This window comes from Salinispirillum marinum, from assembly GCF_042650105.1.
In the GTDB taxonomy this organism is placed as follows: Bacteria; Pseudomonadota; Gammaproteobacteria; order Pseudomonadales; family Natronospirillaceae; genus Salinispirillum; species Salinispirillum marinum.
Genome location: NZ_JBHSAL010000002.1, coordinates 964,808 through 988,892 on the forward strand (window position 1 = coordinate 964,808; position 24,085 = coordinate 988,892).

24 protein-coding genes are annotated in these 24,085 nt (G+C 51.3%); 14 read left to right on the forward strand and 10 right to left on the reverse strand.

The window, feature by feature from the left end; all coding sequences use genetic code 11:
• Positions 1 to 57 precede the first annotated feature (57 nt).
• Positions 58 to 930: a translation elongation factor Ts gene (gene tsf / locus ACFOSD_RS11680; RefSeq protein WP_380696710.1), complete on the reverse strand. Its 873-nt coding sequence runs from the start codon at positions 928 to 930 to the stop codon at positions 58 to 60.
• Positions 931 to 1,001: 71 nt separating this feature from the next.
• Entirely contained in the window at positions 1,002 to 1,745 is a 744-nt protein-coding gene (rpsB, locus tag ACFOSD_RS11685; protein ID WP_380697273.1) for a 30S ribosomal protein S2, read from the reverse strand.
• Between the two features lie 306 nt (positions 1,746 to 2,051).
• Between rpsB and map the strand changes: the two genes are divergently transcribed.
• From map to ACFOSD_RS11745, 12 genes are all read left to right on the forward strand, one after another.
• Positions 2,052 to 2,837: a type I methionyl aminopeptidase gene (gene map / locus ACFOSD_RS11690; RefSeq protein WP_380696712.1), complete on the forward strand. Its 786-nt coding sequence runs from the start codon at positions 2,052 to 2,054 to the stop codon at positions 2,835 to 2,837.
• A gap of 23 nt (positions 2,838 to 2,860) precedes the next feature.
• Positions 2,861 to 5,533 carry a [protein-PII] uridylyltransferase gene (gene glnD / locus ACFOSD_RS11695; protein ID WP_380696714.1) on the forward strand — a complete coding sequence of 891 codons (2,673 nt, stop codon included), beginning with the start codon at positions 2,861 to 2,863 and terminating at the stop codon, positions 5,531 to 5,533.
• A complete protein-coding gene (gene dapC, locus ACFOSD_RS11700; protein ID WP_380696716.1) occupies positions 5,533 to 6,747 on the forward strand; it encodes a succinyldiaminopimelate transaminase in 1,215 nt (404 codons plus the stop codon). Before glnD ends, dapC begins: the two co-directional genes overlap by 1 nt.
• A gap of 9 nt (positions 6,748 to 6,756) precedes the next feature.
• Positions 6,757 to 7,110: a Spx/MgsR family RNA polymerase-binding regulatory protein gene (locus ACFOSD_RS11705; protein WP_380696718.1), complete on the forward strand. Its 354-nt coding sequence runs from the start codon at positions 6,757 to 6,759 to the stop codon at positions 7,108 to 7,110.
• A 13-nt stretch (positions 7,111 to 7,123) separates the two neighbouring features.
• Positions 7,124 to 8,149 (forward strand): 2,3,4,5-tetrahydropyridine-2,6-dicarboxylate N-succinyltransferase, encoded by a 1,026-nt coding sequence (dapD, locus tag ACFOSD_RS11710; RefSeq protein ID WP_380696720.1) that lies wholly within the window; start codon positions 7,124 to 7,126, stop codon positions 8,147 to 8,149.
• Positions 8,150 to 8,230: 81 nt separating this feature from the next.
• On the forward strand, positions 8,231 to 9,037 hold the full coding sequence (locus ACFOSD_RS11715) for a UDP-2,3-diacylglucosamine diphosphatase (protein WP_380696722.1): 807 nt from the start codon (positions 8,231 to 8,233) through the stop codon (positions 9,035 to 9,037).
• A gap of 346 nt (positions 9,038 to 9,383) precedes the next feature.
• On the forward strand, positions 9,384 to 10,166 hold the full coding sequence (locus tag ACFOSD_RS11720; protein ID WP_380696724.1) for a hypothetical protein: 783 nt from the start codon (positions 9,384 to 9,386) through the stop codon (positions 10,164 to 10,166).
• A gap of 45 nt (positions 10,167 to 10,211) precedes the next feature.
• Entirely contained in the window at positions 10,212 to 10,538 is a 327-nt protein-coding gene (locus ACFOSD_RS11725; RefSeq protein WP_380696726.1) for a hypothetical protein, read from the forward strand.
• Positions 10,539 to 10,656: 118 nt separating this feature from the next.
• Complete coding sequence (locus ACFOSD_RS11730) at positions 10,657 to 10,935, forward strand: type II toxin-antitoxin system RelE/ParE family toxin (RefSeq protein WP_380696728.1); 279 nt, start codon at positions 10,657 to 10,659, stop codon at positions 10,933 to 10,935.
• Positions 10,935 to 11,228, forward strand: a complete 294-nt coding sequence (locus tag ACFOSD_RS11735) for a HigA family addiction module antitoxin (RefSeq protein ID WP_380696730.1) — start codon at positions 10,935 to 10,937, stop codon at positions 11,226 to 11,228. Before ACFOSD_RS11730 ends, ACFOSD_RS11735 begins: the two co-directional genes overlap by 1 nt.
• 80 nt (positions 11,229 to 11,308) lie before the next feature.
• Positions 11,309 to 11,587, forward strand: a complete 279-nt coding sequence (locus ACFOSD_RS11740; protein WP_380696732.1) for a type II toxin-antitoxin system RelE/ParE family toxin — start codon at positions 11,309 to 11,311, stop codon at positions 11,585 to 11,587.
• Positions 11,588 to 11,597: 10 nt separating this feature from the next.
• The gene (locus ACFOSD_RS11745) at positions 11,598 to 11,885 is read left to right on the forward strand and encodes a HigA family addiction module antitoxin (RefSeq protein ID WP_380697275.1); all 288 of its coding nucleotides are present in this window, start codon (positions 11,598 to 11,600) and stop codon (positions 11,883 to 11,885) included.
• A gap of 49 nt (positions 11,886 to 11,934) precedes the next feature.
• Here the strand turns inward: ACFOSD_RS11745 and ACFOSD_RS11750 are convergent, their stop codons facing one another.
• Entirely contained in the window at positions 11,935 to 12,279 is a 345-nt protein-coding gene (locus ACFOSD_RS11750; RefSeq protein ID WP_380696734.1) for a hypothetical protein, read from the reverse strand.
• A gap of 106 nt (positions 12,280 to 12,385) precedes the next feature.
• Between ACFOSD_RS11750 and ACFOSD_RS11755 the strand changes: the two genes are divergently transcribed.
• On the forward strand, positions 12,386 to 13,843 hold the full coding sequence (locus ACFOSD_RS11755) for a leucyl aminopeptidase (RefSeq protein ID WP_380696736.1): 1,458 nt from the start codon (positions 12,386 to 12,388) through the stop codon (positions 13,841 to 13,843).
• A gap of 52 nt (positions 13,844 to 13,895) precedes the next feature.
• On the opposite strand, the gene ACFOSD_RS11760 is transcribed toward ACFOSD_RS11755, so the two are convergent.
• The 7 genes from ACFOSD_RS11760 to ACFOSD_RS11790 all read right to left on the reverse strand — a co-directional run bounded on the left by ACFOSD_RS11760 (position 13,896) and on the right by ACFOSD_RS11790 (position 21,730).
• Positions 13,896 to 15,419 carry a methyl-accepting chemotaxis protein gene (locus ACFOSD_RS11760; RefSeq protein WP_380696738.1) on the reverse strand — a complete coding sequence of 508 codons (1,524 nt, stop codon included), beginning with the start codon at positions 15,417 to 15,419 and terminating at the stop codon, positions 13,896 to 13,898.
• Between the two features lie 252 nt (positions 15,420 to 15,671).
• Positions 15,672 to 17,408, reverse strand: a complete 1,737-nt coding sequence (locus tag ACFOSD_RS11765; protein ID WP_380696740.1) for an ABC transporter substrate-binding protein — start codon at positions 17,406 to 17,408, stop codon at positions 15,672 to 15,674.
• A 64-nt stretch (positions 17,409 to 17,472) separates the two neighbouring features.
• On the reverse strand, positions 17,473 to 17,745 hold the full coding sequence (locus ACFOSD_RS11770) for a DUF2160 domain-containing protein (RefSeq protein WP_380696742.1): 273 nt from the start codon (positions 17,743 to 17,745) through the stop codon (positions 17,473 to 17,475).
• A gap of 15 nt (positions 17,746 to 17,760) precedes the next feature.
• A complete protein-coding gene (locus ACFOSD_RS11775; RefSeq protein WP_380697277.1) occupies positions 17,761 to 18,555 on the reverse strand; it encodes a carbohydrate ABC transporter permease in 795 nt (264 codons plus the stop codon).
• A 116-nt stretch (positions 18,556 to 18,671) separates the two neighbouring features.
• A complete protein-coding gene (locus ACFOSD_RS11780; protein WP_380696744.1) occupies positions 18,672 to 19,547 on the reverse strand; it encodes a carbohydrate ABC transporter permease in 876 nt (291 codons plus the stop codon).
• Entirely contained in the window at positions 19,534 to 20,640 is a 1,107-nt protein-coding gene (locus ACFOSD_RS11785) for an ABC transporter ATP-binding protein (RefSeq protein WP_380696746.1), read from the reverse strand. The genes ACFOSD_RS11780 and ACFOSD_RS11785 overlap by 14 nt, the downstream gene beginning before the upstream one ends.
• Before the next feature lies 1 nt (position 20,641).
• Positions 20,642 to 21,730, reverse strand: a complete 1,089-nt coding sequence (locus ACFOSD_RS11790) for an ABC transporter ATP-binding protein (protein ID WP_380696748.1) — start codon at positions 21,728 to 21,730, stop codon at positions 20,642 to 20,644.
• A gap of 378 nt (positions 21,731 to 22,108) precedes the next feature.
• Between ACFOSD_RS11790 and ACFOSD_RS11795 the strand changes: the two genes are divergently transcribed.
• On the forward strand, positions 22,109 to 24,043 hold the full coding sequence (locus tag ACFOSD_RS11795) for a sigma-54-dependent Fis family transcriptional regulator (RefSeq protein WP_380696750.1): 1,935 nt from the start codon (positions 22,109 to 22,111) through the stop codon (positions 24,041 to 24,043).
• Positions 24,044 to 24,085 lie beyond the last annotated feature (42 nt).

Consider the following 24,085-nt stretch of genomic DNA (forward strand, 5'->3'; position numbering starts at 1 on the left):
GGGATAGTGGTAAAGCATCAGGGTGTGCGGGCGCACACCCTGTGATCGAGAACGATCTTAGCGGTTAATGCCCGCTGTTGCAGCTACTTCAGCAGCAAAATCAACTTCTTCTTTCTCGATGCCCTCGCCCACTTCGAAACGTACGAAGCTAACGACTTCAGCACCGGCCTTACGTGCCAGCTCACCGACTTTAACATCAGGATCTTTGACGAAAGGCTGCTCAACCAAGCTGATCTCAGCCAAGAATTTCTTGATCCGGCCTTGAACCATTTTTTCAATGATTTCAGCAGGCTTGTCCGACGATTCAGACTGCGCACGAACGACTTCTTTCTCGCGCTCTAATACGTCTTGAGGCACTTGCTCGGCACTCACAAACTGTGGATTGATCGCCGCAACGTGCATGGCGATATCTTTTGCCAGCTCTTCCGTACCGCCTTTCAACTCAACCAATACGCCAATACGGCCACCGTGTGAGTATCCAGCGATAACTGCGTCGTCACCACCTTGCAGCTTGGCAATTCGACGTACAGAAATGTTTTCGCCAATTTTCTGTACCAGCGCTTCGCGCGCGTTTTCCAACTCGCCTGCCATCAAAGCAGCAACATCATCCTGCTGGTCGGCAAAGGCTTTCTCGGCTACAACATTGACGAAGTTCAGGAAGTTGTCATCGCGTGCAACGAAGTCGGTTTCGGAGTTCACTTCAACCAACACGGCGAACTTGCCGTCTTCGGATACACGGCTAACCGCAACACCTTCAGCCGCCGTACGACCGGCTTTTTTCGCCGCTTTCAAGCCGCTGGACTTCCGCAGCTCATCAATGGCCGCTTCAATATCACCGTTTGCTTCTACCAGTGCTTTTTTGCACTCCATCATGCCTAGGCCAGTGCGCTCACGCAGCTCTTTTACCTGGCTTGCCGTAATATTTGCCATGTGCTAATTCCTCTGTAAAAAAAGAGGGGTCGTATCGCCCCCCTTTAGATGGTTCAGGTGTTCAATACGAATTAGGCTTCGTTTGCTGCGCTCTCGTCAGCCACTTCAACAAACTCGTCTTTTGCTTCGGCCACTGCTTCACGACCATGACTGATCGCATCGGCGATAGCGCCTACATAGATTTCAATGGCGCGAATGGCGTCATCGTTACCTGGGATAATGAAATCTACACCATCAGGGTTGCTGTTGGTGTCAACAACGCCGATCACAGGAATGCCCAACTTGTTGGCTTCAGTGATCGCAATACGCTCGTGGTCAACGTCGATCACGAACAAGGCATCCGGCAAACCAGCCATGTCCTTGATACCACCGATGGATTTTTCCAGCTTTTCCATCTCGCGGTGACGCATCAGAATTTCTTTTTTGGTCAGCAAATCGAACGTACCGTCGGATTTCTGGGTTTCCAGTTCACGCAGACGGCGGATAGACTGACGAATGGTTTTATAGTTGGTCAGCATGCCGCCCAACCAACGGTGCGAAACATACGGCATACCCGCACGCTCAGCTTCACGCTTGATGATGTCCGACGCGGCACGCTTAGTGCCCACGAACAATACTTTGCGCTTGTTTGAACCCAGATTCTCAACGTGTTGCAACGCTGCATTCAGCATTGGCACGGTTTTTTCCAGGTTAATGATGTGAATCTTGTTGCGGGCACCGAAAATGTACTTGCCCATTTTTGGGTTCCAGAACCGAGCCTGGTGCCCGAAGTGCACACCTGCTTTCAGCAGGTCACGCATAGTTACAGCCATGATAAACCTCATAGTTTGTTTGGGTTAAGCCTCCAGACGACCCTTGGAGTTTGCCTTTGTCGAGCATCCTCCACTTTTCTAACCTTGCGGCACCCAGAAAAGTGTTGTCATCGCCTGTGTGGATTTACCCCGCCAATCGGGGCGCGCGCTTTATACCATACCCACCCCACATTGAAAAGCAGAAATATCGACCGGCGGTATGCGCAGCGCCAGCGCCAGCATCGACATTTATAAAGGCGATAGGATGAACTGCGGCCAAAAAAACACTACACTAGCGCTTCATTCTATTATCTGATGTTCTCTCCTTACATGGCCAAAGAAAGAATCACCCTCAAGACGCCGGACGAAATTGAGAAAATGCGTGTGGCTGGCCGTCTTGCCGCTGACGTGCTTGATATGATTACGCCCTATGTGACCGCCGGCATCAGCACGGGCGAATTAGACCGCATTTGTCATGACTATATTGTGAATGTGCAGAAGGCAGTGCCTGCCCCGCTGAATTACCGGGGTTTCCCCAAATCTATCTGCACCAGTGTGAACCATGTCATTTGCCACGGCATACCGGATGACCAGAAAATTCTGAAGAAGGGTGACATCATTAATATCGATGTGACGGTCATCAAAGATGAATTTCACGGCGACACCAGTAAGATGTTTGTCATTGGTGAACCTAAGCCGCACATTCAACGCTTAATTGACGTGACCCAAGAGTGCATGTACCTCGGCATTCAAGAAGCAGTGCCCGGTAACACCATTGGCGATATTGGCTATGTGATTCAACAACACGCGGAGAAGAATCATTACTCGGTGGTGCGTGAATACTGTGGTCATGGCATTGGCCGAGTGTTCCATGAGGACCCGCAAATTCTCCACTATGGTCGCCGCAATACTGGCACCGTCATTCAGGAAGGCATGACCTTTACGGTTGAGCCCATGATCAATGCCGGTAAGCGTCATAATAAACTCCTGCCGGACGGCTGGACCGTCGTCACCAAGGACCACAAGCTCTCTGCACAGTGGGAACACACCATTGTCGTGACCAAAAATGGCCCCGAAGTGTTAACCCAACGGGCCGACGAAGTATTGCCCTTCTGACACATCGGATGACGGAACCCACCATGTCAACGGCCTCCTTGCTTGATGTAACTGCGGTACAACAGGCGCTGGCGAAAACGCCGGTCGCCCTGGGTGGATTAAAGAAAGCGCTGCGTTTAGCGCAGGACACATTAGACCAGCGCTTCGAATCGGGTGACTTCGTACGTGACCTCGTACAAAGTCGAGCCAACACCATCGATGAAATGCTGCATCTGCTGTGGAACCATTACACTTGGCCGGAAAATGCCGCCTTGGTCGCCGTCGGTGGCTATGGCCGGGGTGAACTGCTGCCGCGCTCGGATATTGACCTCTTGCTGCTCTTTGACCAAGAAGAAGACGTTCAGGGTGCCGTCGAGTCCGTCGAGCGCTTCATCACCCTGCTGTGGGATTTGAACCTGCACATCGGCCACAGCGTCCGCACATTGAAGGCGTGCATAGAAGAGGCGACGGATGACGTGACTGTGGTCACCAATCTGGTGGAAGCCCGTTTACTTAGCGGCAACAGCACCTTGTTCGAGCACATGCTTGAACGTGTCAGTCCACCACATATTTGGCCCAGCGCACATTTCTACAAGGCCAAGCTCAATGAACAGGCACTGCGCTACGAAAAATACGGCAATACCGCCTACAACCTTGAGCCAAACGTAAAAACCTCACCCGGTGGCTTGCGTGATATTCAAACCATCGGCTGGGTGACCAAGCGGCACTTTGGTGACGATAACTTAGAGACCCTTATTTCACGTGGGTTTTTAACCGAAGCTGAATTCCAAACCTTGATGGAAGGGCAAGACTATTTGTGGCGAATACGCTACGCCCTGCACGTCATCAGTGGCCGCGAAGAAGACCGCCTGCTGTTCGACTTACAGAAGGCCGTTGCCGAAGCCTTTGGTTTCTCGGACAACGATGAAGCGTTAGGCGTCGAGCAGTTGATGAAAACCTATTACCGGACGGTATTTAGGTTGCGTGAATTGAACGACATGCTGCTCCAGCATTTCGATGAAGTGATTTTAAACACCGATCTCCCTGCCCCGCCCGTTAAGCTCAACTCACGTTTCTTAAACAACAACGGTTACATCGAAATAAGCCACCCGCGCGTGTTCGACAAAACGCCCTCGGCATTGATGGAAATCTTTGTGTTGCTGGCCCATAACCCGGAACTCAAGGGTGTACGTGCCAGTACCATTCGCGCAATCTATGAACATCGTTACCTCATTGGCCCCGCGTTTCGAAACGATATTCGCAACATCTCGTTCTTTATTGAGCTGTTCCGCGCACCACAGGGGGTCAGCACCAACTTACGGCGCATGAGTGCCTACGGCATTTTAGGTCTGTATTTACCCGAGTTTGGGCAAGTCATCGGGCAAATGCAGTTTGACCTTTTTCACGTGTATACGGTGGATGCGCACAGTCTACAGACCGTGTCGAATTTACGGCGCTTCCGACATCGTTCGAACCTCGTTGAATTCCCGATTGCCAGTGTAGTCATCCACCAACTCCCCAAAGTCGAACTCATTTATATTGCGGGCTTGTTTCATGACCTTGGCAAAGGCAAGGGTGGCGACCATTCCATCATCGGTGCGGAAGAGGCCTTCCAGTTTTGCGAACGCCACCGACTGCCGCAGTGGGATACCGAACTGGTGGTGTGGTTGGTGCGTCATCACCTATTAATGTCGCTCACCGCACAACGGGAAGATATCTCCGACCCGGATGTGATCAATCGTTTCACTCAAAAAGTACAGGACCTCGTGCATCTGGACTACCTCTACGTCCTGACCGTGGCCGACATCAACGCCACCAACCCCGCACTTTGGAACAGCTGGCGCGCTGCCTTGTTAAAGCAGTTATATACTGAAACCAAGCGCGCACTGCGCCGTGGCTTGGAGAACCCGGTTGGCAAGGATGAACGCATAGAAGACACCAAACACAAAGCCATCGAACTGCTGCAAGCCGATGGTTTTGATGCCGACACCGTGCGGGCTATTTGGGACAACCCTGGTGACGACTACTTCCTGCGCGAATCGGCGGAAAACATCGCTTGGCATACCAAGGCCATATCCGCCCAGGGTGCCGGTACGCCAATGGTACTGATTCAAGAATTGAACGCCGGAGCCTTCGAGTCAGCCACACAAATATTCGTCTATGGGCCCGACCGTGCGCACCTGTTTGCCGACATTGCGTATGTGATGGATCAGCTCGGTTTAAACATCCATGATGCGCGCATCATGACCTCACCATCGTCCAATTATTCACTCGATACCTTTATCGTATTGGAAGAGGATGGCAGCCCCATCGACATGAACGACACCGAGCGGCTGCGTGAAATTCAGCACCGGTTATTGCTAACCATCGCCGAGCCACCGGAACGCCGGCAGATCAGTCGTCGCGTACCGCGCGTGTTAAAACACTTTAATGTGCCGACCAGGGTCAACCTATCGAACGACTTCATTAATCACCGCACCGTGGTGGAAGTCATCACCACCGACCGCCCCGGCTTACTGGCCCTAATCGGTGAAGTGTTCATTGAACTGGGGCTGAATCTACAAAATGCACGCATCTCAACCTTGGGTGAGCGCGTAGAAGACGTGTTCTTTGTAGTGGATGCGCGCAATAATGAACCCATTCATGACCCTGATTTTGGCGAACGCGTGCGCAGCTTGCTGACGCAAAAACTGAACAAACTGATCGAGCAGACCTGATGAATTCTTTGCTGAATGACTTACAGCCCTACCCTTTTGAGCGTTTACGTGACCTCAAAGCAGCCGTTACGCCCAACGCAGAGCTGCCGCACATCGCGCTGTCGATTGGCGAGCCCAAGCACGCGGCACCCTTGTTTGTGCGTGATGCACTGGCCGATGCGCTGGACGACCTGGAAGTGTACCCCACCACGGCGGGTCTACCGGAGCTACGCCACGTGATTGCGCGCTGGTTAGAGCAACGTTTTGACTTATCGAAGGTTGATGGCTTGCAACAGGTATTGCCCGTATGCGGTACCCGCGAAGCCATCTTTTCATTCATTCAAGCCGCGTTCGACCCAAGCCAAGCCGACCAACGGCCCTACATCATGACGCCCAACCCCTTCTACCAAATTTATGAAGGCGCTACCTTATTAGCGGGTGGGCAAACCTGGCTGTTAAACTGCACCGCCGAACACGGCTTCAACCCGGATTTCCAAGCCATACCCGATGACGTTTGGGCCAAAACGCAGATTCTCTTTCTGTGCAGCCCCGGCAACCCGACCGGTGCAGTGATTCCACTGGACACCCTTGTTTGGTTGCTGGACAAAGCAGCACAACATAACGTAATTGTCGCCAGCGACGAATGCTATTCCGAAATCTACTTCACCGAAAATGAACGCCCAATCGGCTTACTCGAAGCCTGCCGCGCCCGTGGCGATAGCGCGTTCAAGAATGCTGTGGTGTTTCACTCCTTGTCCAAACGTTCCAACCTGCCCGGACTGCGCTCCGGCTTTATTGCCGGTGATGCCGCATTGCTAAAACCCTATTTAAATTACCGGACCTACCATGGTTCCGCCTTGCCGTTACAGGTGCAAAAGGCCAGCATGGCGGCATGGCAAGATGAAACGCATGTTGAACACAACCGTTCAGCCTATCGGGAAAAGTTTCGCCGTGTGTTGGCCATTCTAGAAAGCAAACTTGGCGTACAAATGCCCGATGCAGGGTTTTATTTATGGGCCAAAACGCCCATTCCCGATACAGATTTCGCCCAACAATTATTTGCGCAGCAGCATGTCACCGTGCTGCCGGGCAGTTTTTTAGGCCGTGAAATGGATGGTATTAATCCCGGTGCGGGTTACGTTCGTATGGCTTTGGTAGCCACATTGCCAGAATGCATTGAGGCCGCCGAACGCATTGCACGCTTCGTCGATCAACTCTCTCATGCAAAAGGATAAGTTAGACTAATGATTAAGGTGTATGGCATCAAACAGTGTGACACTATGAAAAAAGCGTTCACTTGGCTAAACGAAAAAAACATACCCTATGATTTTCATGACTACAAAAAAGCGGATTTAGCACCCGCTACGTTCGTCAATTGGCTTAACCAAGCCGACACTGGCGTTTTAATTAATCGCCGCGGCACGACCTGGCGTAAATTGTCGGCTGACCAACAAGCCGCCTGTGATTCCGGCGATGCCGAACAGATTGCGGCGGTGGCCGTGGCTAATTCATCGGTCATTAAACGCCCGGTGGTCGAAACCGAAAACGGACTATTGGTTGGTTTTAACGCCGCCCAATGGACAGAACATTTTGCTTAATAGAGGACAGACCATGACATTCGCATTGGCCTTAGGCACCATCACCCGTAATTCATCGGGAAAGATCATTGAAGCCTATTTTCCCCAGCCCATACTTAACCCTTCCGATGAATTGGTCAGTAAAGCACGTGATCTCGGCTATGAGGGTGGCAACGCCGTGCTCGAACTGCGCAGCACCAACCTGACCTATTTGGCACAACCCATGGTCGATGCTGGTTTCACGCGATCAGCACATTTCGCCGCTCGTGGCGCAGTGTATGAAACCCCCTCTATTTTGGTGGTATTGGAAACCGACCAAGCACCGACAACCGTAGCGGAAGCCTTCTTGAAATTGCATTTGTTGTCGCACCGGTTGGTAAAACCACAAAGCATCAATCTGAACGGCATGTTTGGATTGCTGCACAACATTGCCTGGACCAACCAAGGCCCGATTGACGTCACCGACCTGCCACATCGCCAAATGCAGGCCCGCCTCACCGGCGAGCGCTTGACGGTTGATTCTGTCGACAAATTCCCCCGAATGGCCGATTACGTGATTCCTGAAGGTGTACGCATTGCCGACACCGCACGCGTGCGCTTGGGCGCTTATGTGGGCGAAGGCACTACCGTCATGCACGAAGGCTTTATTAATTTCAACGCCGGTACATTAGGTACCAGCATGGTGGAAGGCCGCATTTCTGCTGGCGTGATCGTAGGTAACGGTTCAGACCTTGGCGGCGGTTGCTCCACCATGGGCACGCTGTCAGGCGGTGGCAATATTGTTATCAGTGTTGGCGACAACTGCCTGTTGGGTGCAAATTCCGGCATCGGCATTCCCTTGGGCGATCGTTGCACGGTGGAGTCTGGCTTGTACATCACGGCGGGCACCAAAGTACAATTGTTAGACGACAAAAACCAACCGGTAGACGTGGTAAAAGCCCGCGACTTGGCCGGTAAGTCAGACCTATTGTTCCGCCGTAATTCCACCAACGGTCAAGTGGAATGTTTAACCAACAAGTCTGCGGTGCAATTGAACGACGAACTGCACAGCAACAATTAGTCTTTAAATCGTCATAGAATTGCCGTCGAGTTGTCACAACTCGACGGCAAGCTTGGTCATTATCCCCGACACGTGGACAAGATGATGACCAGCACCCACTATCGCACGCTCTGGATCTCCGACACGCACCTAGGCAACCGCAATACCCAAGCGGACCATCTTCTGGAATTCCTGCAACAACATACCTGTGACACGCTGTTTTTGGTCGGCGACATCATTGACCTCTGGAAGATGAGCAAAAAAGGTCATTGGCCCAAAAGTCACCAAGCGGTGGTCAACCACGTCATCACCATGGCGGAAAATGGCGTTCGAGTGCTTTACGTACCAGGCAACCATGACCCATTCTTTCGTAAATTGGTTGGACATCGGCTAGGCCGAATCGAAGTCCATGAAGAATACGTGCACACATTGCTCGACGGACGTCAGCTTTTGGTGCTGCATGGCGACTGCTTTGACGACCACATTGCGCATTCTCGGGTGCTGTTCTGGATCGGCGATCATGCCTATGAAACCATCGTGCGGCTGAACCGCTGGCTCAACCAATGGCGCGCTCGTTTGGGTAAATCGTATTGGTCGCTGTCCGGCTTCTTAAAAGTTCGCAGTAAAAAAGCACAGCATTTTGTGCAGCAGTTTGAGCAAAAAGCCATTGCCGAAGCGCGAAGCCGTGGCTTAGATGGCATTGTGTGTGGCCACATCCACCAAGCGAAGCTGGAAGAAGTAGACGGCGTGCTGTACATCAACGATGGCGATTGGTTAGAGAGCTGTTCAAGCGTGGTAGAAACGCAAGATGGCACACTGCAACTGCTGCACTGGGCTACCGCACACCAGCAGCGTGTTACGCTGCCGCCGAAAGTTACCAAGAAGCCACGCCCTGCGTTTTCGTCGTAATTTACGACGCCAAGCCATTGCCGCGTACGGCACCGCCCTCAGTCAATCCCGCGCAGGCGGGAATCAAAATCCTACGGCCACGGCATGGACTTTCGGGGCATGCCTCCGGCGCTTCACGGCAGGCCGGAAGGCGCGCCTTGAGGCATACCCCTAAGTCCATTGCCTTCACCAGCGCCGCTCAAAAACATACTGTTTTTTTACGTGCATATCTGCGTTTTTCTGCTAATCTTGTTTAGAATAGTCTGTTGTACACTGTCCATCATATTTATGCGTATGCTCTATAAATAAACCAAAAGGATATCGCATATGAATATACTTCTACCAAGTAATCAACAGGATGTATTAAATGGCTGAAACACACAAGGAAAAGGTAGAAAGATTTATTAATTTCAATCGGGATAGGATTAATTCTGCATTTTCTGATTTCAATCTGAACGAACAAAGTGTCAACGCCAAAATATTGCTGTGCTCAATCATTGATTCTTTAGCTAAAAGCCGATTCCCGAAAATATCAAGCAATGGTGAGCGCTTCAAGCGCACTATTCAAACATCTGCAAAATGGAATGACTGTGAACGCATTAGTCTTCTACACCTAAAGAGAGCTCTACAGGTCTCACATAATGATAATCGAGACTTTAAATCTTTAAGCGACTGGGTTGACTCTACAGTAAATATTTGTTTCAACATTGACAATAAAACCCTTTCTACTGAAATTGCGATTAGCAATGACCCGGAACCAAAAAATGTACTAAAGCTTTGGCCTCACGATAAAAACAACTCCCCTATAAAACTTGGTTCAATACATTGGAATCAACTAACCCATAAAAATCTTTTCTGGCTGTATAGAAATTCTCTTATGCATGAATATCGTATTCCTGGCAGGGCTATTGAGTTAAATGTTACAAAGGTCGAGCCATTCTATCAAAAGGTATACCAAATTGAAGATTATTGCCCTGACGAGGGAGTTTCTTTTACCCATAGATGGGAACTATTGTATCCTAGTGGATTCTTTCGAGTAGTTGCTGAAAACATTCTGGAAGATGTGGCAAAATATCATAAGACGGAAGGAACAAGTCCATTTAAGGATTACTCTGATGGAACATTTTGGATCCCGAATTTTAATGACTAATTCTAACAAGCGATTACTAAAAAAATTTCTGGACTAGGAAAAAATATGAAAATTGCAATTTTCTGTTTAACTCTATTGATATCTAACTGTGTAATTGCTGTATCTCTTGGCTACGTTACTGGTGACGACTATTTCAGAATGTCTGAAAATGAAAAATCTGCTTGGCTAGCAGGTGTATCTGATGGAATTATTGCGGAGTCATTAACCAGTAGTAGTCTAGAAATCCCTTGGCTTAGTTCATGTATTGCCATCTATGAGTTTCAGCAAATTAAAGCAATTTTTGAAAAGGAGCTGAACGATAATCCAGAAGTTTGGCATGCCCCTGCAGCTTTCATCTTCCGGAAAAAGATTAAAGATTTTTGTGGCAACTAAACACCAGAAAGATTTAATTTGGACATTTAAGTAGAGTTGATCCTCACATCTCAGATGAATAAATATTTATGTTCTCACCTTATGGTTGCGCTGTGCGCAACGCGCTATCATCCTTTTCATGATTAAATCATTCCGTTACAAAGGACTAAAACGGTTCTATTCGACTGGCAGCACGGCTGGCATTCAACCTGATCACGCCAACAAACTGCCCATGCTGCTTGTTGCTCTGGATACCGCGACTTCAATGCAAGACATGGACATTCCGGGCTTTCGTCATCATCCATTGAAAGGAAAAGACAAGGGGCGGTGGTCAATTTGGGTTAACGGAAATTGGCGTATGACATTCGAATTTCAGGACGGCAACGCTTACATTCTTGATTATGAGGATTATCACTAATGGCTATGCATTATCCGCCGCATCCCGGTGCTTTCATTCGGGAGGTGTACTTAGAGCCTTTCGGCATCAGTTCCCGCCAACTCGCTTCCAGTTTGGGCGTTTCGCCTTCTACGTTGTCTCGGCTGCTCAAAGGTGACAGTGGCATCAGCCCGGAAATGTCTCTGCGGCTGTCCAAGGTTCTTGGGCGTTCGCCAGAAAGCTGGTTGGCAATGCAAGATATGTACGATCTTTGGGTGGCACGCAATACGGTCAATCTGGATGGTATTCATCCACTGGATTTTGAGGCTGCTTAGCCAATGTAGGATAAGGTGTGGGCGCAGAAGTATGCTACCATGTGCATTGATACCTGATACGTTACAGGGTACATTAAGGAATGATTCGAAGCTTCAAACACAAGGGCTTGGCCAAATTTTACAAGTCCGGCAGCACAGCAGGGATTCAAGCCGCTCATGCAAACAGGCTTCGGCTTGTTCTCGGTAGATTAAATGCAGCGTCAGATGCCAAAGATATGGATTTACCCGGCCTTCGGTTGCATGAACTTTCCGGTAATCGAGCAGGAATCTGGTCAGTGACAGTCAGCGGTAACTGGCGAGTGACGTTCCGGTTTGAAGATGGCGATGCAGAGATCGTCAATTATGAAGATTATCACTGAGGTACCGCCAATGATGATGCACAACCCTCCCCACCCTGGTGAAGTATTACGAGAGCTTTGCCTTGAACCTCTTGGGCTTTCTGTTACGGCCGCTGCAGAGGCATTGGGTGTTAGCCGAAAAACGTTGAGTGCTTTGCTAAACGGCAAGGCAGGAATTAGTCCTGAAATGGCTATCCGGCTTTCTATTGCTTTCAATACTTCGGCAGAAAGCTGGCTTAATCAGCAGTCGCAATATGAGCTATGGCATGCCGAACAACACCGCGATAAGCTTGATGTAAGAAGGCTTGTTGCAGCCTAAAGCGGTATGTAAGACCCGGATGTTATTTAGCAGCTGAGACCACGCTGCTTCATAAACTCAAGATAAGGAACATTTCACGATGCGAGTCTTCTATTTTCGGCACATTCCTACCGTTAAATGTGAGCGATGCAAGCTGCGATACCCTAAAGAAGTGTCTGCCTGTACGCATTGCCACAGCTTGTCGGAATCCGGGATTAAGCTGTTGAAGTTGCGTACCCAACGTGAAGCCGAGGCACATGTAAAGCTTGGCAAAGTTATGTTTGGCATAGCGGCTATTATCGCGCTGTTTTTGTTTTGGTCTTTTAGCTTGTAGTTTAAGGCCTTGTTGAATCCGCGCGGCGGGTTCAATTGCCAGCTTGGCCCCTACAAAAATAGCAGATCCCCTGCCGTTCACGTCTCCATACAGTGTTATCCCGTATTGGTCCTGTAATGCACTGTCTTTCCGGCGCTTACATCGCTAGGATAAGCAGCATTATTCACGCGCATTTATGGAGTTCACAATGCAATTCAAACTCAGTTCGGCGGCCGATTTTTCCGCCAACACCAGCCTGATCATCGGTTTTGTGGGTCAGGAAGACAATGCCCTGAGCGCCTTTCCAGACCAACTGACCACCCGCATTAACGCTTGGCGCAAGCAACAATTGATCAGCACGAAAGTGGGTGAGCAAACACCGCTTTTGCAGTCTGAAGGTGCGCAGGTGTTGTTGATTGGTACGGGCGACAGTTTGCACATCAGCGAAAACCAGCTACAAAAAGTGGCCACCAGCGTGGCACAGGCGATGAGCAAAACCCAAAGCACGCAATTGAATGTGTTGAGCCAAAGGTTACAGGTTCAGGGTCGCACCCAAGATTGGACCATACAAAAACTGGTGGAGTGGACACTCACGGGTGCCTATCGCTATGACACCACGAAGTCTGAAAAGAACCCGCAGTTCAATGTTCAGCAGTTCAACTTGGTAGCCGATGCTGATTTGGAGCCTGCCATCACTCGCGGCAAGGCACTGGCGCATGGCGTGAACGTGGCACGCGAACTGGGCAATTTACCGCCCAATGTGTGTACGCCGACTTATTTGGCTGAACAGGCGCTGGAGCTGGCTGATCGGTATCACCACATTCATACCGATATTGTGGAAGAAGCCGAGATGGAAGCCATGGGCATGGGTGCGTTCATGGCGGTTTCTAAAGGCAGTGACGAACCGGGCAAATTGATTGTGATGCATTATCGCGGTGCTGGCGACGATGTAGCGCCCCATATTTTGGTCGGCAAAGGCCTAACCTTTGATACCGGTGGCATCAGCATTAAACCGGCCGCGGGTATGGATGAAATGAAATATGACATGTGCGGCGCGGCTTCGGTGTTTGGCACGCTGTCTACTCTGGCGGAGCTGCAACCGAAGATCAATGTGATTGGTATTGTGGCTTCTGCCGAGAACATGCCTTCCGGCCGCGCGACCAGGCCCGGTGACGTGGTGACGTCGATGTCTGGCAAAACCATTGAAATTTTGAACACCGATGCCGAAGGCCGTTTGGTATTGTGCGATGCGCTAACATACGCCGAGCGGTTTAAACCCGAATCGGTGATTGATATTGCAACCCTCACTGGCGCGGTGGTCGTCGGTTTAGGGCACCACCCGATGGCGGTGTACAGCAATGACGACCAAATGCAGGCAGAGGTGTTGGCCGCCGGAAAGTCCATCTGGGACCGCGCTTGGCCGATGCCACTGTGGGATGACTACCGTGAAGAGTTGGATTCACCCTACGCCGACCTGCGCAACATTGGCCAAGGTCGGGCGGGTGGTTCCATCACCGCGGCTACTTATTTGGCAGAATTCACCAAAAACTACACATGGTCGCATTTGGATATCGCGGGCGCAGCATGGACCACGGCTAAAGCCGGTGCAACGGGCCGCCCGGTCGGTTTGTTAACGCAGTATTTACTGAACAAAGCCGAGGCCTAATGGTCAAAGGCCGGTAAGCAAAAATTCTGGTTGCCGGCCTATCAAATACCACCTACACCTGAAAATTCCCCACCAGTTTGTGCAGTTGCCGCGCTCGCTCTAATAAGCCACGGGTTAGCGCATCCACTTCATCAGTGTCTTGTTCAGCCGTCACGGCAATGTCTACGATTCGGGTCAACCGCTGGCTGATGTCGTTCGCCACGGACGTTTGTTCGTTGGCGGCGGTGGCGATTTGCATGTTCATGCGGTTGATGTCGGAAATGGCGGCGGCAACTCCGTCCAATGCACCACTGGCACCGCTGGCCTGTTGCACGGTGGATTCCCCTTGCTGACGGCTGCTATTCATGGAAGCAACCGCCCGCTGGGCGCCAGTTTCCAAGCGTTCGATCATGTGATGGATTTCTTCGGTACTGGCTTGCGTTCGGCTGGCCAGCGTCCTTACTTCATCGGCCACGACGGCAAAGCCGCGCCCTTGTTCTCCGGCACGGGCCGCTTCAATGGCTGCATTCAGGGCCAGCAAGTTAGTTTGTTCGGCTATTCCACGAATCACATCCAAAACGGTAGTGATGTTGGCGACTTCCTGCTCTAACGAGGTCACAACTTCGGCGCCCTGTTCGATGTCGCTGGCCAAAGCATCAATACCGTCGATCGCGCCTTGTACGATGGTTCGGGCTTTTTGCCCTTGGTCATCGGCATCATGTGCGCCTTGTGCAGCCACTTCAGCGCTGTGCGACACACTGTTGGCGGTGTTGGTCATTTCTTGCATGGCGACGGCTACTTGGTCGGTTTCCTGCCGTTGTGCTTTAACGCCCTCATTGGTGCGGGCAGCAACACGCTGGGTATCGTTAATGGCGGCATCCATGTCGTTGACCGACTCGATGACCGCTTGCACCAAGGTGTGTATGGTGCCAATAAACTGGTTAAAACGGTCGGCCAATAAGCCTATTTCGTCGCGCCGGCGAATCGGAATACGGCGGGTGAGATCTCCGTCGCCTTGCGCTATATCCGCCAGAGCAGAAGCCAGCGCAGCAATAGGACGCGTGACCAAACGGTTTAATAGAATAATCGCGGCACCAATGAGCGCCACGACAAGAATCAGGTTTTGTACCAGCGCGCTAATGAGTGATTGTTGAATAGCTGCGTCTATGTGCGAAGCATCGGTATAGATTTCGGCACGGCCAACCAGCGCATCGCCCCAGGTTAAATCCATAGCGACATCCGGGTTACGCGCGGCATATATTTCCGGGTCAGCATCGACTACGGTGCCTTCGGCGTCATTGGTCATGCCGACAACCAAAGCGTCGGTATCATCATAGATAAAAATGGCGTCGATCACGCGAGAAGCCACTTCGGCGTCTACGATCAATAGGGCCTGACTGGGGGTAAAGTTCCAGATCGCCGGTGGAATGCTTTGCTGTAAGCGGAATGCCACGGAGGCAATCTGTTCATCGAATTGATCCGTCAACGCTTGCTGCGTTTGACGGTAGGTGTTCAGAGTAAATACGGACAAGAGCAATACCACGACGGCGGTGGTGACGAGATTAAAACGTACACTGATGCGTTGTACTGATTTCATGTTGCACCTCTAAGGCCAGGATTATCGTTATTGTCTGACCAAAAGCTGAGACTAAATCCACGAGTGCCGATCACTCAGGACCCAATAGGTAAAACAAAGATTTAGCGAAAAAGGCCGCCCGCGAAGGGCGGCAAAGGACATAATGACAACACCGGTAAGTCGTGGGCGACTACCCGAAAGTGAAGCGCTGCTGCGCAATGTACGTTTGACACTTCACTTCACCATGGCTTACCGACTAGGAGTTGCAGAAGATCAGCGCGTTCCCGCGGCCATCCAATCAGCCATCAGCTCATCGTATGGACGGGTACGGCCAGGCTCCTTCTCATTCGCCAGACGAGGTTTCGGCGAACCAGGTTGTGCCAGCCAGTACTCAGGGTCACGCTCTGGGTTCATGACGGGCGCATACTGCGAGAACACATTGGCGCGTGCGAGACGCATCATGGTGTTATCAATCGCTGCAGCAAGGTTATCCAACGCTTCCTGTGGAGACACTTCGCCACTGACCGCCGGTGCCAGGTTCTGCCACCACAGCGGAGCCAAACGTGGGTAGTCGGGGACGTTGGTGCCTGAAGGCGTCCACCAGCTTTCGTTCGGGCTACGATAGAACTCAACCAAGCCACCCAGTTTTGGCGCCAATTCAGTCATTTCTGGTGAATTGATGTCAGAACGACGGATCGGTGTTAGACCACGAATGGTTTTTTCCAGTGATACCGTTTTTGATACGGTGAACTGAGCAAACAACCAAGCCGCGGTACGACGGTCTTCCGGTGTAGAGTTGAAGAATGTCCAAGAACCCACATCCTGATAACCCACTTTCATACCTTCTTGCCAGTAAGGACCAACAGGCGACGGGGCCATACGCCATTTTGGCGTACCATCACTTTCGGTAACTGGCAAAGATGGGTCTGTCATGTCTGCAGTAAAGGCGGTATACCAGAAGATCTGCTGGGCAACGTTACCCTGTGCAGGTACCGGTCCGGCTTCACCAAAGGTCATGCCTTGTGCTTCTGGTGGCGCAAAATCACGCAGCCATTCCACCATTTTCCGTAACGCAAATTCGGAAGCTGGAGAGTTGGTCGCACCACCGCGAGACACCGATGCACCCACGGGATTACCCTGCTCGTTCACCCGAATGCCCCAGTCATCAACCGGATTACCGAATGGCAGACCGGGCGAACCCATACCCGCCATGGACAACCAGGAATCGTGGAAGCGCCAGCCCAGTGAAGGGTCACGACGACCATAATCCATGTGGCCATAAACGGTTTGACCATCGATGTTACGACCGGTAAAGAACTCAGCAATATCTTCATACGCTGACCAGTTCAACGGTACGCCCAGCTCATAGCCATACTGTTGGCGGAACTCGTTTTGCAGGTCTTCCCGCTCAAACCAGTCGGCGCGGAACCAGTACAGGTTAGCGAACTGCTGCGTGGGTAGTTGGTAAATTTTACCATCCGGACCCGTGGTGTACTGGATACCGATAAAGTCATCCAGATCCAGACCTGGATTGGTGAAATTACGCCATTCGTTCTGCATAGCATCTGAAATGGCGATGGTTTTACCGTACCGCAGGTGTGTGCCGATGGCATCAGAGTCGTTCACATAGCCATCATATATGTTACGATCAGATTGCATCTGGGTTTGCATGGTGTCCACAACATCGCCTTCGCCGATGATGTTGTGGGTCACGTTAATCCCGGTGATCTCAGTGAAGGCTCTGGCAAGGACGCTGGCCTCATATTCGTGCGTGGTTAAGCCTTCAGCCACGGTGCGGATTTCCATCCCGCGGAAAGGTTCAGCCGCTTGGATAAACCATTCCAGTTCAGCCAATTGCTCTTCCCGTGACAGCGTTGAACGATTGAATTCTGAATCTACCCAACGCTCTGCTGCAGCGCGGTATTGGTTTGACTGAGCACCGACTTGCGCCGTTGCCATGATCAAACTCGCCGCGAGCACTGAAAGGCACATCGTATTATTTTTTTTCATGTTAACCTCATTGCTATTTCTGAATGCATCCCTGCGTTGTGTTCCCGTCCGTGCGTTTTTTTGATCAGCCCCAGCGCATCACGGCAATCATCCAGACTGCCGACACACCCGTGGCTACCAAAACGTGAAAGTCTGTAAAACCCACCACCCCAAGGTGTATGTAGGCACTGGTTAACAGACCAATAAACAAGCGATCACCGCGCGTGGTGCTGATCGGCAGCACGCCTTTGCGTTCAATTGACGGTGAAAAATACTGCCAGATCGACATACCGGTAAGTATTAAAGCGATACCGGTGAAGAATCCTGCCGTGGGGACTGTCCAAACCATCCAACTCATGTGAAGTTCCCCCTCTTAGGTACGGCCCAGGGCAAAGCCCTTGGCAATATGGTTACGAACGAAATACACCACGAAGATACCGGGCACGATGGTGAGCACACCGGCTGCTGCCAGCACCCCCCAGTCAATCCCCGAGGCACCTACAGTGCGTGTCATGATGGCTCCGATCGGCTGTGCATTGGTGGCCGTCAGGGTGCGTGCCAACAGCAATTCAACCCACGAAAACATGAACAGGAAGAACGCCGTAACACCAATACCCGAACGAATCAGTGGGATGAAAATCTTCACGAAGAACTTAGGAAAGCTGTAGCCGTCAATGTACGCCGTTTCATCAATTTCCTTCGGCACACTGCTCATAAAGCCTTCCAGGATCCAAACCGCCAGCGGCACATTGAACAGACAATGCGCCAATGCCACAGCAATATGGGTGTCGAACAGGCCAATGGATGAATACAGTTGGAAGAATGGCAACAGGAAGACCGCAGGTGGTGCCATCCGATTGGTGAGCAACCAAAAGAACAAATGCTTGTCACCGGTGAACTTATACCGGCTGAAGGCATAGGCCGCTGGCAACGCCACCGTCAGACTGATCACCATGTTGATGCCAACATAGGTCATGGAGTTCAAATACCCCTTGTACCAACTGGCATCGGTGAGAATCGTCCGATAGTTGTCCAAGGTAAAATCTTGTGGCCAAAACGTTAAGGTGCTGAGAATTTCCTGGTTGGTCTTGAACGACATGTTCACCAACCAGTAAATGGGCAACAAAACAAATAGGATGTAGACCGCAAAGGCAACACGCGACTTCATACCGGTACCCTCTTTCGATTTCCGCTGCGACCGCACCATCCCCGAACTTTTGGTTCGAGCCGAAGTGGCGACCGCCGTGTTAGATAAAATGTTCTGACTCATGGCAAGGCTCCCGGTTAAGCGCCGTTCTTATCTTTCTGCATGTGCATGATGGTGGTGTAGAACACCCAGCTCACGAGCAGAATGATGAGGAAGTAAATCAGCGAGAACGCCGCAGCGGGGCCAATATCGAATTGTCCAATTGCCATCGCCGTCAACGCCTGGCTCAGGAAGGTGGTGGAGCTGCCAGGGCCACCGCCGGTTAACACGAACGGTTCCGCGTAAATCATGAACGAGTCCATAAAGCGCAACAGCACACCGATGATCAGCACATTGGTTAACTTGGGCAGCTGGATGTAGCGGAAAATAGCCCACTTCGATGCACGATCAATCCGCGCTGCTTGATAGTACGCCTCTGGAATGGCCCGCAAGCCGCTGTAGCAGAGCAGGGCGATCAGCGGCGTCCAGTGCCAGACATCCATCAAGATAATGGTGACCCATGCATCGCCCGAATTTCGCGAAATGTTGTAGGCATAGCCAAGCTCACGGATACCCCAACCCATCAAGCCGATATCAGACCGGGTGAAGATCTGCCAAATCGTGCCCACAACATTCAAGGGGATCAGCAGCGGCAAGGCCACCAACACCAAACTCCAAGAAGCGGCTGCACCCTTCTTCGGCATCAACAGCGCTACACCGATACCCAGCGGCACCTGAATCAACAGAATCGTAAAGGAGAACGCGAACTGCCGCCCTAAGGCACTGCGCAGATTCGGGTTATTCAACATTTCCCGATACCACTCCGTACCGGTGAAGAACCGGGTGTTGGTATCAAAGACATCCTGAACGGAGTAATTGACCACGGTCATCAACGGAATAATGGCGGAGAACGCAACGATGACGAACACCGGCAGAACGAATAGCCACCCTTTATTACTCTCAATTTTGTTCATCGTTCACCTCCACCAAGAATTCATTGACGTAGACTTTGAGCCATTGCTCGGGGAAACTGATCCACGCTTTCTTACTGGGCAGTTTCTGGTCTTCGTGCAAGCGCGCCTTCATCACTGTGCCGCGAAATTCGAACGACATAATGCGGTAGGTACCAAGGTCTTCTATATCGCGCACGCTGACTTCGTAAGCTTCGTCATTCTTGTCATCCCACACGTGCACAAACTCGGGGCGAATGCCCAGTTTGATGTTGTCGGAACCCATGCTGCGGACTTGTGACATCAAAGCATTACTGGCCGGAAGTGTTAACCCGGCAAACTCAAAGCCATGGTCATTCAAGGTAACGGGAATGAAGTTCATTCCGGGACTGCCAATGAAATAACCCACAAAGGTATGCGCCGGGTTTTCAAACAGCTCGCGAGGGGAGCCAAACTGCACAATTTGCCCTTCATACATCAGGGCGATCTTGTCGGCGAACGTGGAGGCTTCCAATTGGTCGTGTGTTACGTAAACCATGGTGATGTTGAACTGTTCATGGATTTGCTTCAGCTTGCGCCGCAATTTCCATTTCAGTTGGGGGTCAATCACCGTCAGGGGTTCATCAAACAGAATGGCTGACACATCATCGCGCACCAAACCGCGACCCATCGACACCTTCTGTTTTTCGTCCGCACTCAGACCTTTGGCTTTACGTTTAAGCAATTTGGTGAGGTCTAAAATGTCCGCTACTTCATGAACTTTAGGCGCCACTTTATGTTCTGGCACTTTCATGTTGCGTAACGGGAAAGCCAGATTATCAAACACCGTCATGGTGTCGTAGATCACCGGAAACTGGAAAACCTGCGCGATGTTGCGTTCTTCCGGCGGCAAGTCATTCACAATACGGTCATCAAACACCACCTCACCTTCCGAGGGTGCAAGCAAGCCGGAAATGATGTTTAACAAGGTAGACTTGCCACAGCCGGAAGGCCCCAACAAGGCATAGGCACCGCCCTGCTCCCATACATGTTGCATGTGCCGAATGGCGTAATCGGCGTCCCCGGACGGGTTCGGCATATAACTGTGCGCCAAGGCATTTAAGGTAATCTGGGCCATTTTATGCTCCTGTAAGTCGGCGCGGACCATGCACAAATTGCCCGTCGAGATCGAAGGCATAGAGCTTGTGCGTGGGAAAGTAGACTTTGATCTTTTCGTCAACGTGGTACTCGTGCACCCCGGAAAGATGCAACACCAGGTCGAAGTGATCGTTACGTACGTGCAGGAAGGTCTCCGAACCACTGATTTCCGCCAGATCGACGGTTACCGGAAGCTCCAAATCATCATCTGCGTGGGGAACCAAACCGATGTGCGATGCCCGCACGCCAAAATTATATTGCCCTGGTGGCAGGTTCCGCAGGTCGGCGTTGAGCTGAAAATGTACGGTTTCATCGAAGGTCACTTCGGTGTCCGTGACCAAACCCTTCACCACATTGATCGGTGGCTCGGAGAACATTTCTGCCGTTATGATGTCTTTCGGGCGATGATAGACCTCCGGGGTCTTGCCGTACTGCAGCAGTTGTCCTTCATGCAACACGGCGGTGTAACCACCCAATGCCAGGGCTTCGTTAGGCTCTGTGGTCGCGTATACCGCGATACAATTGCGTACTTTAAACAGCTCACGCAATTCTTCGCGCAGCTCTTCACGCAGCTTATAGTCCAGGTTTACCAAGGGCTCATCGAACAGAATCAATTGGGCGTCCTTCACCAAGGCGCGCGCCATCGCCGTACGCTGTTGTTGACCACCCGACAATTCCATCGGATAACGGTCCAACAAAGCTTCAATGTGCAGCATGCTGGCGGTTTCCAGCACCCGTTCACGAATGACCGATTCCGGCATTTTGGCGAGCTGCAACGGTGAAGCGATGTTGTCGTACACCGTCAGGTTGGGATAGTTGATGAACTGTTGGTACACCATCGACAGGTTACGGTCACGCACCGGCACCCCGGTTACGTCCACGCCATTCATAAGCACCCGCCCTTTCGACGGCCGATCCAAACCAGCCATCAGGCGCATCAACGTGGTTTTGCCCGACAAGGTACGCCCAAGGAGCACATTGAACGAGCCGGGCTCAAGCGAGAGACTGATATCCGAGATCCAGTGCTCTCCGTCAACCACACGGCTGACGTTCTCCAGAATTAACGACATGCTTCTTTCTCACTTGTTATTTTTATGGTGTATTGCTGTGAACACCTGTTCACGAACAACCTTGGGATAACGTAATACAATCAACGTGCCATGTTTTCGAACATGTACGAAAAAAGTTTTATGTTATTGTTTTATAAACTTTTTTTGCTATTTAACTCGATAGACCTATGATTATTCGAAAAACTATGAACGTTCTAATATGTTCATTTTTGTTAACACTGAACAATTCAACCTGTTCAAAGATGAACACTTCGGTTACAACTGTTGTCTCTGTATTTTGTGAACTTTTTATGACACCGTAGCGTAGTGTTCCGTCATTGTCGGCGCCTGTTGTGGTCAGCAATGCGACAACTCATAACAATAAATAGATGTTGCCCAATGAAAGAATCAGATCCCATACAGCCGAATGCGTTGGTTGCCGAACCCGCCGCGCAGGAGACCGAGCCCAGCCATAAGGAGCTGATTGAAGCTTCTTGGTATCGCTGTGAATCCTTTGGTTTGTCGCATTCCACCACACCCGACTTTGGCAGTGTGCCTACGGGGCATGTCAGCGCATTGATGGACGAACATCAGGATCTGGTGCGTACCACGGAGAACGAGGTACTGCCCTATTACGAAAATATTCTGACCAACTCGTCCTGTGTCATCGTCCTGGCCGATCGGCAGGGTCATGTATTGAATACGTGGGGCTCGAACCGTTTCCGCAGCCGTAATGAGCATGGTCTGGTGCCGGGGCATCGTTGGCAAGAATCTGGCGTCGGCACCAACGCAATCGGAACAGCATTGGCGACGGGGCAAGCCATTCAGGTCAATCGCGACGAACATTTTTTGCGCGCCAATCGTTTTATGGTCGGTGCGGCCTCACCCATTTTTGATACCCATAAGCAGCTCGTGGGGGTATTGGATATTTCGTCCGATGCCTACTTACCGCAAGACCATACCCTAGGCATGGTTAAGCTGATGTCGCTGACCGTCGAGAATCAATTGATCTATGCCGCCTTTGAACGCGAGCACTATATTCTGGCGTTCAACACCAACATCAGCAGCTTGGAAAGTCATTGGTCCGGCCTCGTGGTGCTGGATGAAAACGGCACCATCGTTTCGGCCAACCGGCGGGCATCGGCGTTGTTGGCCCATGACCTTGCGTTGTTGAACGTGGAAGCCGTGTTCGGCTGTACCATGCGCGAAATTCGTCAGCAGCCGGCATCCATGCCCTTGTCACTTCGCGTTTTGGAACGATTCCGTGTATGGGTAAAGGTAAACCCTCCCATCGCACCCAAGATAACGGTGCCAGATTTCCGGCAACAACCAGACTATCAGGCACCCCGAACGGTCTCTGCGTTGCCGCCCGATGTCATTCCCTATGCCGAGTTGGAACACGGTGACGCGCAGGTTCGCCAGATACTCAATCAAGCACGCAAGATTATCGAGAAAGACATTCCCATCCTTATTCGTGGCGAAACCGGCTCAGGCAAGGAAATTCTGGTGCGGTCATTGCACTATCACAGCAGCCGCCGTGGAGAGAATCTGGTGGCGGTCAACTGTGCGTCGATTCCCACGGAGTTGGTGGAGTCAGAACTGTTCGGGTATGAGAAAGGGGCCTTTACCGGGGCCCACACCAAAGGCTCTATCGGGTTAATTCGGCGCGCCCATAAAGGCACGCTGTTTTTGGATGAAATCGGTGAAATGCCGTTGCATGTGCAGTCGCGCTTGCTGCGCGTGTTACAGGAACGTGTGGTCACGCCCTTGGGTTCTAGCGAAGTGTTTCCGGTCGATATCAAATTAATTTCGGCCACCAACCGCAATTTGAAAGCCGAAGTGGAACAGGGTAATTTCCGGCAAGACCTGTACTACCGCATTTCCGGGCTTAGCCTAGAGCTGCCCGCCTTGCGTGAGCGGCTGGATAAAGAAGCACTGATTCTCTACATCTATTCGCGGTTGAAAGAACCAACAGACCCGGAACTGCCCTTTCCGGTACGTCATCTGTTGTTCCGCCATCCTTGGCCCGGCAATATGCGCCAGTTGGTGAATGTGCTCAAAGTCGCCTTAGCGATGGCCGATGGCGCGCCGCTCAGCACCGATGACTTGCCCGCTGATTTTTATGATGATCTGGCACCAGAGGACAACCCGGTCTCGCCTGCGCCCTCAAGCTCGACTGCCCACCTCAGCGACACACCGTCGTCACAAGCGCAGCCAACGGATTTAAGCGTGTTGATACCCCAACTGTATGCCGCCAACGGGCGAAATATATCGCGTACGGCAAAAGCAGCGGGCGTGAGTCGAAACACGGTGTATAAATACCTTCGAGCGTAATTGCTGCCTCTGATTTCGAAACGGGCTCTGCTATCATAGCAA

Excerpts from the sequence above, each read along its gene's own strand:
- tsf (WP_380696710.1), bottom strand. The coding sequence starts at position 930 with ATGGCAAATATTACGGCAAGCCAGGTAAAAGAGCTGCGTGAGCGCACT.
- ACFOSD_RS11730 (WP_380696728.1), top strand. The coding sequence starts at position 10,657 with ATGATTAAATCATTCCGTTACAAAGGACTAAAACGGTTCTATTCGACT.
- ACFOSD_RS11795 (WP_380696750.1), top strand. The coding sequence starts at position 22,109 with ATGAAAGAATCAGATCCCATACAGCCGAATGCGTTGGTTGCCGAACCC.
- ACFOSD_RS11715 (WP_380696722.1), top strand. The coding sequence starts at position 8,231 with ATGATGACCAGCACCCACTATCGCACGCTCTGGATCTCCGACACGCAC.
- map (WP_380696712.1), top strand. The coding sequence starts at position 2,052 with ATGGCCAAAGAAAGAATCACCCTCAAGACGCCGGACGAAATTGAGAAA.
- ACFOSD_RS11720 (WP_380696724.1), top strand. The coding sequence starts at position 9,384 with ATGGCTGAAACACACAAGGAAAAGGTAGAAAGATTTATTAATTTCAAT.
- ACFOSD_RS11755 (WP_380696736.1), top strand. The coding sequence starts at position 12,386 with ATGCAATTCAAACTCAGTTCGGCGGCCGATTTTTCCGCCAACACCAGC.
- ACFOSD_RS11740 (WP_380696732.1), top strand. The coding sequence starts at position 11,309 with ATGATTCGAAGCTTCAAACACAAGGGCTTGGCCAAATTTTACAAGTCC.
- ACFOSD_RS11765 (WP_380696740.1), bottom strand. The coding sequence starts at position 17,408 with ATGAAAAAAAATAATACGATGTGCCTTTCAGTGCTCGCGGCGAGTTTG.
- ACFOSD_RS11780 (WP_380696744.1), bottom strand. The coding sequence starts at position 19,547 with ATGAACAAAATTGAGAGTAATAAAGGGTGGCTATTCGTTCTGCCGGTG.
- ACFOSD_RS11760 (WP_380696738.1), bottom strand. The coding sequence starts at position 15,419 with ATGAAATCAGTACAACGCATCAGTGTACGTTTTAATCTCGTCACCACC.
- glnD (WP_380696714.1), top strand. The coding sequence starts at position 2,861 with ATGTCAACGGCCTCCTTGCTTGATGTAACTGCGGTACAACAGGCGCTG.
- ACFOSD_RS11790 (WP_380696748.1), bottom strand. The coding sequence starts at position 21,730 with ATGTCGTTAATTCTGGAGAACGTCAGCCGTGTGGTTGACGGAGAGCAC.
- ACFOSD_RS11775 (WP_380697277.1), bottom strand. The coding sequence starts at position 18,555 with ATGAAGTCGCGTGTTGCCTTTGCGGTCTACATCCTATTTGTTTTGTTG.
- dapD (WP_380696720.1), top strand. The coding sequence starts at position 7,124 with ATGACATTCGCATTGGCCTTAGGCACCATCACCCGTAATTCATCGGGA.
- ACFOSD_RS11785 (WP_380696746.1), bottom strand. The coding sequence starts at position 20,640 with ATGGCCCAGATTACCTTAAATGCCTTGGCGCACAGTTATATGCCGAAC.
- ACFOSD_RS11770 (WP_380696742.1), bottom strand. The coding sequence starts at position 17,745 with ATGAGTTGGATGGTTTGGACAGTCCCCACGGCAGGATTCTTCACCGGT.
- dapC (WP_380696716.1), top strand. The coding sequence starts at position 5,533 with ATGAATTCTTTGCTGAATGACTTACAGCCCTACCCTTTTGAGCGTTTA.
- ACFOSD_RS11735 (WP_380696730.1), top strand. The coding sequence starts at position 10,935 with ATGGCTATGCATTATCCGCCGCATCCCGGTGCTTTCATTCGGGAGGTG.
- ACFOSD_RS11725 (WP_380696726.1), top strand. The coding sequence starts at position 10,212 with ATGAAAATTGCAATTTTCTGTTTAACTCTATTGATATCTAACTGTGTA.
- ACFOSD_RS11745 (WP_380697275.1), top strand. The coding sequence starts at position 11,598 with ATGATGATGCACAACCCTCCCCACCCTGGTGAAGTATTACGAGAGCTT.
- ACFOSD_RS11705 (WP_380696718.1), top strand. The coding sequence starts at position 6,757 with ATGATTAAGGTGTATGGCATCAAACAGTGTGACACTATGAAAAAAGCG.